Origin of the sequence: Sanyastnella coralliicola (assembly GCF_030845195.1) — a bacterium.
Taxonomy (GTDB): Bacteria; Bacteroidota; Bacteroidia; order Flavobacteriales_D; family Sanyastnellaceae; genus Sanyastnella; species Sanyastnella coralliicola.
This window is the reverse complement of the sequence record NZ_CP132543.1, coordinates 878,786-891,052: the sequence shown is the minus strand read 5'-3', so window position 1 is coordinate 891,052 and position 12,267 is coordinate 878,786. Positions and strand designations below refer to the sequence as shown.

The window sequence follows — 12,267 nt, the reverse complement described above, 5'->3', positions numbered from 1 at the left end:
CATCCCCTCCATCTTTCAATCACCTTGGTCCCGAGGAACCAAGAGATCGTTTCGTCTCTTTAAGCTTGGATTAGTAAAGCTTGTAGATTGGCGAGAACTCTCCTACTGATACGATGTAGTAGCAGAACTCTGTTCCATCTTCACTGAAGAAGATATCCTGAATCTGATTTGGAAGGATGTAGCGACAACATGCACCAATGCTTTCAAAAGGCATGATTCCATCAGGCCCGCCGCAGTTGTTCTCTGCAGTAAAGTCTTCTACGTCTACTTGCTCATTTGGCCAGTAGAAATCACTGATTCCCCATTTCACAAGCTCGTCTCCGTTGGCATCCGCCATCCACATGTATTCGTAGGTTTCTTCGGCGTCGTAGCAGTCTGATCCCGGATCACTCACTGTGATCATCGCTGTAATACTGTTGAAGACAATCGTATTATCTGGGCCCCAGTAGTTCGTCGCATTTTGGCTATCCCACCATTCAAAAAGATCTGGATTATCCCATGAACCAGAAACATCTTCAGGGTTAAACGTGCCTGTGGTGTAGAACGCTCCATCATCATCGTACAAGTACAAACGTTCTGAGGTACTTTTTGTCCCAGCACCAATTAGATGAAAGTAACAGTTGTAGAATGGGCTGTCAGAAGCATCTGTATCGTTGACGAACTTGATCTCGCGATCTTCAAACCAAGCATAGCGGTCACCATCAGTATTGATTAGTACCAGAATATCTTCCGTGAGATTGAATGCTGCTCCTACTCCTTCCCCGTCAAAAATACCTGCGAACGCTTGGTACTCTTCTGGCAAGCTAGATCCTGCTGGTGCGTTGTTTGTTTCTGGTTGAACTTCCTCCTTCTTACATGCGAATAACCCGAGAGCGAGGAGTGAATAGATGAAAAACTTTTTCATGATTGATAGATGTTTTTGTGATTGAAAAGATTTGTGGCACAAACATCTACCGACACCAAAAGAGCGGCAAAAAAACAGGGTATACGAAAGGTGGACAGCTACAAAACCCTACGGGGACAAACGGTGGACAAGCCGCACCAATAAACCGTCTAACGACTGATTATCAACTATATAGACAATACATAGGCTTCAAGACTATCTTCTGTATTCAACTCCAGTTTCTTACGGAATCGTTGTCTTGCCTTCTTGACACCCTCGTCTGAGATATTCAGAATTCGAGCAATTTCCTTCGAACTTAAGTTCATACGTAAGAGGGCTGCCAAGCGAAGATCGTTCTTAGAAAGCTTCGGACTTGTTTGGATCAAGTCCTGATAGAAGTTCGGGTTTAGCTCGGTGAACTGTTGCGTGAATTGCTCCCAGTTTCCGTCAATGGCTTTCTCTAGTTTCAAGGAGTTTACAACCGAGCGAACACCTCCTTCATCATTGCTTTGAGCCAAATCTTCTAATTGCTTCTGAAGTGAAGAAAGCACTTCATTCTTTTGGGCAATTTGTAATGCTTTTGCTGTCAACTCACGGTTTTTGTTTCTGAGCTCTTCCTTGAGTCTTTCTTCTTCAGCTTCCTTCAGCTCAATCTCTAATTGATGTAGCTTCCGTGCATTCTTACGGCGTTTGATCTCACGGTTCAGGGTAATCAACGACATGATGACTACGATGGCAATGCCCCCAATGAGTCCGTTTTGCTTGAGCTCATCGATCTCGGCTTGAGCCTCCAGTTCACGAATCGTCGCCATGTTCTTCTCACGTTCATACTCTTCGCGTAAAGCACCTAAGGCTTCCTGGTTTTCAATGTTGAACAGTGAATCGGAAAGCATCATCTCCACTTCCATGGTCTCATAAGCACGTTGGAAATTCCCTTTAGCGGCGTAAGCTTGACTTAGCAGACCGTAGCCATCATAAACCTCATCTAGGAAGAATTCCTTCGGAAAAGAAACCAGAAGTTCACCGTGGTAAATGGAGCGGTCATAATCGCCTGATTTCAGGAACAGATCAGCGTAATGCATGTGAGCATAGACACGGCATATGTCGATATCGTACTCTTCACAAATCACCATTGACGCATCAATGCATTGTTCTGCTTCCTCGTAACGTCCGACATAGGTGTAGGTTGACGCTAGAAATTGATTCGCGTTGGCAAAGTTTGAAAGGTTACCCGTTTCATTCGAAAGTCGGATACATTCTAGGAGGTCGCTTTCTGCTTTATCCCATTGTTCCCTCCCATTGTAATAAGAACCACGCTCGAGGTAGATATACGAGGCTTCGTCTAAATTCTCGTTTTCCAAGTGGTAGGTTAAGGCGCTGTTTTGATACACCTCTGCCAGTGAATCGTTGTCTAGCTCCTCATAAATCCGACCGATGTACGCGTCAAAAGTAGCGGCCCTTTTGTGGTCACCAAGAGCTGCAAAAATCTCTCTTGAACGTTGTATGTATTTCAGCGCAATGTCTTTGTCTTCTCCTCGGTAGTAATATTGGTACATTCCGAAGTAAGCCATGGCTCTGGAAAGAGAATCTCCTTCCTCTTCATGTTCCATGAGGAAGTCAAGTTCTAACTTCAAGGAGTCTAATTGATACAACTGCTGATGGGCATAGGCCACGCGTGCTTTGATCTTGTAGCGCAATAATTTGTCTCCGTTTACTTTGGCTTCCGCCGAACGCAATACGCTTCTGGCTGAATCGTATTCTTCTACAGCGATTAGACCGATGCCTTGGAGATAAGAAGCCTCGACCTGCGCTTTATCCTCCTGATTCTTGGCGTCGTTCACGAATGTATTCGCAACCACCAAGGCACTGTCAGTTTCTCCCGATCGTATTAGTTCAATGATAAGGTCTTCCTTGTCGTTGAGATTTACTTGAGCATTAGAGCTTAGCGAAATCGCGACCGAAAGCAACACGAAGAAGCAAGAAACAAAAGGGTTGGATGACATATTCATAGACTTCGCTCCGAAGGTAAGCCAATCCGTCCAAAAGCACTGCTTAATCCACTATGAGGACTCTTTGACTATGGACAGGAACTCCAGATTCCGAAACCTGCACGAAGTAAACTCCAGACGTCAGTTCAGCGGGCACTTTATTCAGAGTTCCTTGCCTAATAAGTCTGCCGGAAAGGTCATACCATCCGATGTTGAAATTCGGGGTCCATGCCGAGATAATCAATTGATCTCCTCGCCGTAGTGAGGTGTTTATTTTCAATTCAGCAGATGTCTCTTGAACGTTTACTAGGTCTTCCTGCTGGATATTATCGATAAAGAAATAATGGTAGCATTGTGGACTTACTCCAGGAGTTAAAACGATGAAATCATAAGCTTGGTCTGCGGTAAAGGATAATGGAACGGTCGTCCATTCAGAACTAGATACTTGATCCGAACAAGCCAATTCCACAGCGCCTTCTAAATCCTGAGTGTGAATAAATGCCAGGCCTTCGGTGGGTTGACCAACAAATCCGTAAATACATAATCCAGTACAGTCTTGACCGAAAGATCCTCCGGTTACATCTTTTACGTCTACTGTAAAAGAGTAGGTCGTACCTACGACGAGTGGTTCACTCAAAACTTGACCTATGGATTCTGCGGAGCCATTTAGGTTGCCATAAGTTCCCATCCCCATGTAACCGGTACCTGAAGAAGCTTCGGTTGGAGATGGAAAGACCTCGGCCGTGAACCCACAATTATAATAGTCTGCATTGGTAATAACAGTAATCCAACCTTCGGCCTTGCCCACTTCACCTAAGAACTCAGGACAATCTGTAAAATCCTCAAAGTCAGCATTGGTGAAGACTTGAGCAGAACAATTGAGACCTAGCGAAACGCTTAGTAATAATCCTAAACTTGCGGAAAGTAGATTCATAGCTATTGCATTTAATTCAACGAAGAAATTAGAGCACATTCTGCTTGGTTCGATTCACTTCTTAAATCAATCATTGTATTGCCAAAATTGTATTTACCCAGTAACGGTCTACCATTCGGTTTAAATCAATTTCACATCTCCCTGCCTACAAACTAGTTATCTTGCCGGCATGACCAAGAACTGCCTTTTCCTTTCACTCCTAGCCTTTCTATTCGTACAATGCACTACACCCGTTGTAGTTGAAGAACCTGAAGTTGACCTTTACGCTCCGCTTACCGAGGTCATGGACTCCATTGCCACACATTCTCTGATTCCAGGTTTTTCTGTTGGAATGGTTGATTATGGAAGGGTGGTTTACACCGAAGGATTCGGCTTTCAGAATTTGGAAGACAGTATTCCTTTCACCGATCAAACGGTGAATTGTGTGGCATCTATTTCGAAAACGGTGATTGGTTTTTCTGTGGCGAAGCTGGTCGATGAAGGAAAACTCTCCCTTGATATGCCGGTTAACGACATACTACCGTTTGAGGTGATTCACCCCATGTATCCAGAGACAGCTATTACTCTACGCCACCTAGTAACACATACCGCTGGTCTCACAGACTCCTTCGACCCAGAAGAAGTAGGCGAAGCAGATATCAATCTCATAGAAGAAATCACCTACGAAGACGATAGTATTCAAGTCTTCATGAATGAAGAGTTAGCTTACTATCGCATGGGGATTCCGTTATCCCAAGAAGAAACCTTGCAACGCTACCTTGATGTGAAAGGCAAGTGGTACAGCGAAGAAAACTACGAGGCTTTTGAGCCAGGCACCCAATACAGTTACTCGAATATCGGATCTGAGCTGGCAGCGGTCATCGTTGAAATCGTAGCAGGAAAACCTTTCCATGAATACACTGAGGAGATTCTCTTCACTCCACTAGGAATGACCAATACAGCATGGTTCAACCGCGAACTCCCCGATTCATTGGTCACCCACATCTACATGCCAGATGATTGGGACGACCCTCAAGAATCGATTCGCCATCCTCGATACGAATACACAGCCTACGCTAGTGGAGGAATCAAAACCTCGGCCCATGACCTTGGCTTATACCTCGAAGAAATGCTCAAAGGTGCCCGTGGCAATGGAACACTTTTAAGCAAGTCGGGATATCAACTCCTGTTCACTCCCCAACTCAACGCTAGTCATTTCCCTGAAGAACGCGACCCTCACCCGCTCAACGACGAATACAACGTGGGCCTCTTCTGGTCGGTTTCATCCACTGGAATGATCCTCCACAACGGCGGTTCTATCGGAGTCTTCTCCTTCCTCTACTTTGATCCAAATGACAATTCAGGAGCGTGGGGCTTCTGCAACCTCCCGATTGGTGATTTTGGGGTGATACGAGATGAAGTGTTTGAATTTGAAGTCTAGCACGGAGCTTGGTTCGTGGGAAAGCACGGGAATTCGGTTTACGGAGTGCAGTACTCAGAATCGTAGACCGTGGACCGTGGACTGTGGACAGACTGACCATGCTTTTCCGACGTCCGGCATCCGGCGTCCGGCGTCCGTTAGAACCACCTCGCTACGCATTGGCTAAGTACATTTAGCCATTTTGCCTTTTCGCCATTTCGCCTTGTAAGGACTAACGCCTAACGCCTTCCTACATAAGCGTAAATAGCCCTCAACTCCTCCTCCACAATCGCTGTATGGTATGCTTCAAAACTGGTCAGATTTGGCAACCAAGTGATGGATTCGATGACCGTTGTTAGTCCGTAATTGTGATTGAAGGCGACGCTTTGTAATTGCTGCAAAGCCTTGATCGACTCAGGTATTTCTGTTAGCCTATTTCGAGAGAGATTCAGGTATTCCAATGCCTTAAGCTCCAACAAACTTTCTGGAAATGCGGAGAATTGATTGCTTCCAAGATGAATTACTTCCAGTTGTGTCAGCTTGTCCAGCTTTGGTAAGGTCATAAGTTTGTTGTCATTCAATGACCATTCCTTTAACCCTGTGAGGGTATTGAATGACGCAGGAATTTCCTCCAATTGACAATGCGCCATGACCAGTCGGTGAAGAGATGTTAATCCTTCGAGTTCATTGGTAAGTTGAACCGGATTGTAGGTTAGCACGAGTTCTTCAAGCGAAGCCAACTGATTAAACGACGATGGTAATTCTGTCAAACCACAGTAATACAGATCCAGACGCTTCAAGGCTTTCAAATCTCCAATACGAGTCGGCAATCGCTTCAACTGATTGCCATCAAGCTCCAAAATTTTTAACGATGATAAGTTGCAGATCTGCTTTGGTAGCTCTGTCAGTCGATTATTCGAAAGACGCAGAATTTCAAGATTCTCAAGTTTTCCAATCTCACCACTCAAACGTTTCAAAGGAACAATGCTTGGGTTATACGCCCCATCCAGTCCATAGAAATAAGACAAATCGAGTTGATACACCTCCAACGGGTTCTTCAATGCATCCTCCAATGAAGTGTACACTGAATCACGTTGTCCGAACATCACCGTGCTCGACAAAAAGAGAAGCGAAAAGAGCAGCTTTCGAATGACCATGCGAAGGAGAACGCAAAGGTTGTACCAAATGGTATGTGGTTCGTGGTTCGTGGTTCGTGGAAATTACGGGGAATTCGTTTAACGAGGTCAAGACTCAGTATCGTAGACCGTGGACTGTGGACTGTGGACGGACCTGAACATGCTAACCGCCGAAGGCGGACTAATCATGCTATCTCCGGCGTCCGGCATCCGGCGTCCGTTCATTTCACAACGGTAATTACGGACTTGTTACCTTTCGCCATTTTGCCATTTCGCCTTTCCGCCCTCGAAACTAAGCTACCTGATCTTCGCCTATCGTCTTAATTATCGATAGTCTGAGTAGGTTAATCTCGTAATAGTGTTTGCCTAATAAAAGAAGGATGATAAGTGTCACAGCAACGATCATCGAATTGGATTCGGCTAAGATCTTGAGGTCAGCGAGGAAACATATCATCAAAAAGCTCCAGAAAGCTATTGCGCAACTAATCACCAATTTGAAGACCCAATGAGTTCGAATACGAGCGGCTATTAGAGTATTTCCTTCATGCTCCGCTAAGTACAAAAATCCGAAAGGCTTGATGACATCGACACTATTGAGTTCTCGAATGAGCATGCATTTAATCCTTCCATCACCAATCTGCGAAGCTTTCAGGTCATGATCAATGTAATCCCCTCCCATTAACTCAGGAAGATTATCCACAAAGGTCATTTTGTTCCTGAGAGTAGACATAACTTCTTCGCAGGAACCAGGAATACGGAATATGACTTGCCTGTCGAACTTCATTGTTTTGGTTCGTGGTTCGTGGTTCGTGGTTCGTGGAAATTACGGGGAATTTGTTTAACGAGGTCAAGACTCAGTATCGTAGACCGTGGACCGTGGACAGACCTGAACATGCTAACCGCCGAAGGCGGACTAATCATGCTATCTCCGGCGTCCGGCATCCGGCGTCCGTTCATTTCGCAACGGTAATTACGGACTTGTTACCTTTCGCCATTTTGCCATTTCGCCTTTTCGCCTTTTCGCCATTTCGCCATTTCGCCAATAAAAGACTAACGCCTAAAGCCCAACGCCTATAGCCTAAAAAGAAACTTCAGTCTCAGCCACATTCCCCCTCTCATCCCACACACGCAACAGGAGGTATTTCGACTCTTCATCAATTATTCCGTCTTCTGATTTGTACCAGAGTCTGGCTTTTTTGTGGTCGAAGTGCATACGGATCCATTTGCCGTCTACGCGGGCTTCCCAGTGGTCGATGCCGGAGAGATCATCTGTGATGGTGAAAGAGAGGTCTTTGCGCGTGGCTTTGCGTGTTTTGATGACTGGAGGAACAGTGTCCATTCCAACAACGTAGGTGCCGAAGGCTTTTACGCGAGCGTTGACCCAACCGATTTTATAGCTGCCGCCGCGGTTGTAGTAGCGTTTCTTCCCTGGGTTGTATTGAAGGATCATTAGTTTGTCCACAAGGGAATCGGGTACGTCTTCAGCGTTGATTTTGAGAATCATTTCGTCGTGGACCGGCTCAAAACGGTTCCCTACTTCGAAGTAAGGTGACTTGACAGAGAGCGGACCTCCGCGAACTTCATTGATCCACACGTAGGCGTCGTCATAGAGTCTGCCTTCTGGGATGAAGAGATTGCAACCTTCTGTGCGAATGGTATTGACCTTATCGAATGCACACCTACGCGCACCTGATGGTTTCAAGCTACCTGATTCCGCGCTAGCGTTAGGCTCATCAACTTGTTGAAGATCGAAACTTACTTCGCTCGTATTACCGTGAACATCATAGACCTTCACTAGAACTGAGTGAATTTGATTATCCGGTAGTTCTATTCGTCCGTTGTTCTTCACCGTACGGTAGATAGGCAGACGGTTGTAGGGCAAACGGAAGGTTCGGTGGATACTCTTCTTCTCTTGCTTCATGGTGGCGAAATCCATGTGTGCATTCATGAAGCGGTTGGTGGCAAAATCGAGTTGCTCGAGCTTTTCTTCGAAGAGCAATTCATTGTCAAGGAAGACTTCGAGTCGGAAGATTCCGCAGATGTTGCTGTTGTTATCAAGTTGATCAATGGTGTGCACCCCGACTCCGACTGGTCCATAGACAGGAATGGGGCCTTTCCGCGTTAGCGAGACCTTACCAGAAGTGCCATTGGTAGCAATCAATTGCGAACGATGCGTTCCCATAACCTGACTTGAGTCCTCAAGCGGAACCACCTGGATACCTCTCAAGGCCGGTGCTCTCGAATCAGCTACTGGAAAATCCCAGAGCAAGGGATTGACTGGAAACTCTGACTCGGTCTCACGAATCTCGAAATGAAGGTGAGGTCCACCAGAAGAGCCGCTGTTGCCAGTCCATGCGATGACCTCAGAAGAGTCGATGGGGATCAGTCCAACACCAGGGTACAGATCTACCTCCCACGATTCCAGCTCATACTGTGCGTCACGGAGGAAGTCTTCAATCTTATCGTTCAGCTTACTGAGGTGGGCATAAACCGAAGTGTAGCCGTTGGGGTGATCGACATAGATCACCGTTCCGTACCCATAGGAAGATATCTTAATTCGGCTGATATGCCCTTCCGCGATAGCGTAAACAGGCAAACCCGTACGACCTTGTGTTTTGATGTCAAGGCCAGTGTGAAAGTGATTCGAACGGAACTCACCAAAGTTCCCTGAAAGATTCAATGGAATGTCAAGTGGGGAACGGAATCCAGAGCGCGTACCGTGCTGGGCTTCCGCCGTTAAGGCGAAAAACAACACACAGAAAATCACAGATAGAAATGTACGGTACTGGAACATGGAATACGAAGTTCGCAAAGCCTTTAAGATCTAACGGGGCAGCATACTACAAGTTGTTAGCAAGACGTTGAAGAGAACATTCACGTGTTTAAGCCTTAGACTTCCGTTAACATTCTTACTTTTGTTTGGGGAGGTAGGGGCAGATCCTACTGATCGATAACTATGGAAAACGTCATTGGTGATATTCGGAAAAAGGTCGGGCAACTGCTCGAAGAGCGTTCTCGAATGGCTGAAGAAATGAAGCAGAAAGATGAAGCGTTGAACGCGCTCCAACACCAACTTGACCAAACCCAGCAGCAGATCGATGAGTTAGAGAAAGCTAACCACACCCTTAAAATCGCTAAATCGTTGACCGGCGCCGAAGATAATACGGAAGCCAAGCAGAAGATCAATGAGTTGGTGAGAGAGATCGACAAGTGTATCGCATTACTGAATAAATAAACACCCTGCATGAGTGAATTGTCAATCAAGGTGAAGATCGCCGGCCGCCAGTTCCCACTCACGATACCACGTGAGGAGGAAGAGATGGTGCGCAAGGCTGCCAAGATGGTTGACGAGCAGTTCCGGTTCTTTACTGAGAACTACGCCGTGCAAGACCGAGCTGACCTGCTTGCCATGGTGGCACTGCAGATGGCTACTTCCGCCGTCAAGGCGAAACAGAACTCCGAAGACCCTGCACAGACTGCCGCGTTACAGGAGATCAGCGATCTACTTTCCGATGCCCTCTCCTGAGCTTGTCTTCGCGCCACATAGAAAAGAACAATGGATATTATGACTATTGTAGTTGGAGTAGCGGGTGTCATTATTGGCGCCGGACTGGCCTACCTCCTCTACACAAAGTTGCTTCAGAAACGAGCTGAAGTGATCGTCGAAGAAGCCGAAGAAAAAGGTGAAACGATCAAACAACAAAAACTTCTTCAAGCCAAAGAGAAGTTCCTCGCACTCAAAGAGGAGCACTCGAAAGAAATCAAAAAGAAAAACCGAGAGCTTCAGTCTGCAAAAGACAAGGTAAAGAGCAAAGAGGCTCAACTTTCTAAGCAGATAGAATCTAACAAGCGTAAACAACAAGAAGTAGACAAGATCAAGCAGAACCTTGACAACCAACTTCAAGTTGTATCTAAGAAGCAATCAGATCTCGAAAAATCACATCAGAAATCAGTAGCTCTTCTTGAAGACATCAGCGGACTAAGCGCAGATGATGCTAAGAAGGCTTTGATGGAAGAGCTGAAAGAAGAAGCACGCAGCATGGCTTCTGTGCAAGTTCAAGAGATTCTTGACGAAGCAAAACTCAAAGCAAATCAAGACGCGAAGCGTATCGTTATTCAATCGATTCAACGAGTAGCTACGGAGCATGCGATTGAGAATTCGGTTTCGGTTTTCAATATTGAGAATGACGATATCAAAGGACGCATCATTGGACGTGAAGGACGAAACATTCGCGCGCTTGAGGCAGCTACTGGAGTTGAGATCATTGTAGATGATACTCCAGAAGCGATCATCCTTTCTTGTTTTGACCCTGTTCGCCGGGAGGTTGCTCGCTTGGCGATGCACCAGTTGGTGAGCGATGGTCGTATCCACCCTGCACGTATTGAAGAGGTAGTAAACAAGACACGCAAGAACATCGAAGAAGAGATCATGGAGGTAGGTAAACGTGCCGCTATTGACCTTGGAATCCACAACTTGAATTCTGCGTTGATTCGCATGGTAGGACGTATGAAGTACCGTTCTTCTTACGGACAAAACCTTCTCAAGCACTCTCGTGAAGTAGCAAACCTTTGTGCGGTAATGGCCGCAGAGCTTGGTCTAGACGCCAAGGCTGCGAAACGTGCTGGTCTTCTCCACGATATCGGTAAGGTTTCAGACGAAGAATCTGAACTTCCACACGCAATTTTGGGGATGAAACTCGCTGAGAAATATGGTGAGAAGAAAGACGTGTGCAACGCCATTGGTGCTCACCACGATGAGATTGAGATGACGACCCTCATCTCTCCTATCATTCAGGTTTGTGATGCCATCTCTGGTGCACGTCCTGGAGCTCGTCGCGAAGTAGTAGAAAGCTACATTCAGCGTTTGAAAGATCTCGAAAACCTTGCCCTTGAATACGACGGGGTAACCAAGTCATACGCCATCCAAGCCGGACGTGAACTACGTGTGATCGTAGAAAGCGAGAAGGTAAGCGATGAACGCGCAGATCAGCTATCATTCGATATCTCTCAGAAGATTCAGAATGAAATGACCTACCCAGGTCAAGTGAAGATCACGGTGATTCGTGAGAAGCGTTCGGTGAATTACGCTAGATAAGGCTTAGGGCATAAGGCTTAAGGCTTAAGGCTTAAGGAATTTGATTAAAGGGAGCGGTTGCTCCCTTTTTTGTTGGCGGTAGGCTGTATGCAGTATGCTGCTTCTTGAATCGAGATTTTCAGCAAATATTGACCAACTTCTTTAGCCATAAAAGACCATTTCTCAATAGTTTCACCATTCTGGCACTAACGCCTAAAGCCTATAGCCTAAAGCCTCTCACCATGAGATTTTTTCTGTTCATCCCTCTCATCCTATTAGCTTGTACTCAACCTGAAACGACCCCATCCATCACAGGTGAATGGTCGATGCACCAGGTCATCCAACAAGGAGAAGACGTTACCTCTGAGCACGACCCGTATGATGAACGTTATGTGATCATGCATGCAGATAGCACATTCACGAGTGGTGGACGTCCGTTTGGGGAGAATAGTGGGAAATATTCTTTTGACGCTGAAGCCATGACCTTGTTTCTTGACAGTGATGCTGGTCCGGAAGATGATAGCCATTGGAAGGTGACGCTGAGCGGAGATACGATGGTTTGGGATGGTGCAGGGTCTGTGTGGGCTGAGGGGTTCAGAATCGTGAATGTAAGGCCTAAGGCCTTACCGTAGGCGGTATGCTGTAGGCAGTAGGCAGCAAACTGGGCACTGCTTTCCGCATACAGCACACTGCAGTATCTTGCAGGAGGTATCAATTCTTAGTCATTACCATTACCCTAATCACTGGCATTCTGATCATTCGTATGTCGCTAGATTTTTGGAGAACTAAAGAGGATCCAGATATGCCAGAACTCAAGGAGAATTTCAAGGATTATCTAAGAAGCGGTGGATTA

The 12,267-nt window shown here is 46.1% G+C and carries 11 protein-coding genes; 5 read left to right on the top strand and 6 right to left on the bottom strand.

What is annotated here, in order from left to right; genetic code table 11:
* Nucleotides 1–70: 70 nt before the first annotated feature.
* The 3 genes from RA156_RS03810 to RA156_RS03800 form a co-directional block, all read right to left on the bottom strand.
* Complete coding sequence (locus RA156_RS03810) at nt 71–904, bottom strand: hypothetical protein (RefSeq protein ID WP_306642927.1); 834 nt, start codon at nt 902–904, stop codon at nt 71–73.
* A gap of 167 nt (nt 905–1,071) precedes the next feature.
* Nucleotides 1,072–2,892 carry a helix-turn-helix transcriptional regulator gene (locus RA156_RS03805; protein ID WP_306642926.1) on the bottom strand — a complete coding sequence of 607 codons (1,821 nt, stop codon included), beginning with the start codon at nt 2,890–2,892 and terminating at the stop codon, nt 1,072–1,074.
* Nucleotides 2,893–2,935: 43 nt separating this feature from the next.
* Nucleotides 2,936–3,805 carry a T9SS type A sorting domain-containing protein gene (locus RA156_RS03800; RefSeq protein ID WP_306642924.1) on the bottom strand — a complete coding sequence of 290 codons (870 nt, stop codon included), beginning with the start codon at nt 3,803–3,805 and terminating at the stop codon, nt 2,936–2,938.
* Nucleotides 3,806–3,974: 169 nt separating this feature from the next.
* Here RA156_RS03800 and RA156_RS03795 point away from each other — a divergent pair, with 169 nt between their 5' ends.
* A complete protein-coding gene (locus tag RA156_RS03795; RefSeq protein ID WP_306642922.1) occupies nt 3,975–5,225 on the top strand; it encodes a serine hydrolase domain-containing protein in 1,251 nt (416 codons plus the stop codon).
* Between the two features lie 218 nt (nt 5,226–5,443).
* Here the strand turns inward: RA156_RS03795 and RA156_RS03790 are convergent, their stop codons facing one another.
* The 3 genes from RA156_RS03790 to RA156_RS03780 form a co-directional block, all read right to left on the bottom strand.
* Nucleotides 5,444–6,361 carry a leucine-rich repeat domain-containing protein gene (locus tag RA156_RS03790; RefSeq protein WP_306642921.1) on the bottom strand — a complete coding sequence of 306 codons (918 nt, stop codon included), beginning with the start codon at nt 6,359–6,361 and terminating at the stop codon, nt 5,444–5,446.
* A 271-nt stretch (nt 6,362–6,632) separates the two neighbouring features.
* A complete protein-coding gene (locus tag RA156_RS03785) occupies nt 6,633–7,124 on the bottom strand; it encodes a hypothetical protein (RefSeq protein WP_306642919.1) in 492 nt (163 codons plus the stop codon).
* A 294-nt stretch (nt 7,125–7,418) separates the two neighbouring features.
* Complete coding sequence (locus RA156_RS03780; protein ID WP_306642917.1) at nt 7,419–9,134, bottom strand: M23 family metallopeptidase; 1,716 nt, start codon at nt 9,132–9,134, stop codon at nt 7,419–7,421.
* A gap of 162 nt (nt 9,135–9,296) precedes the next feature.
* On the opposite strand from RA156_RS03780, the gene RA156_RS03775 reads away from it, so the two are divergent.
* The 4 genes from RA156_RS03775 to RA156_RS03760 all read left to right on the top strand — a co-directional run bounded on the left by RA156_RS03775 (nt 9,297) and on the right by RA156_RS03760 (nt 12,046).
* On the top strand, nt 9,297–9,575 hold the full coding sequence (locus RA156_RS03775) for a hypothetical protein (protein WP_306642915.1): 279 nt from the start codon (nt 9,297–9,299) through the stop codon (nt 9,573–9,575).
* A gap of 9 nt (nt 9,576–9,584) precedes the next feature.
* A complete protein-coding gene (locus RA156_RS03770; protein ID WP_306642914.1) occupies nt 9,585–9,866 on the top strand; it encodes a cell division protein ZapA in 282 nt (93 codons plus the stop codon).
* A gap of 30 nt (nt 9,867–9,896) precedes the next feature.
* Nucleotides 9,897–11,435 (top strand): ribonuclease Y, encoded by a 1,539-nt coding sequence (gene rny, locus RA156_RS03765; protein ID WP_434064824.1) that lies wholly within the window; start codon nt 9,897–9,899, stop codon nt 11,433–11,435.
* A gap of 221 nt (nt 11,436–11,656) precedes the next feature.
* The gene (locus RA156_RS03760; RefSeq protein WP_306642910.1) at nt 11,657–12,046 is read left to right on the top strand and encodes a lipocalin family protein; all 390 of its coding nucleotides are present in this window, start codon (nt 11,657–11,659) and stop codon (nt 12,044–12,046) included.
* The last annotated feature ends 221 nt before the right edge of the window (nt 12,047–12,267 follow it).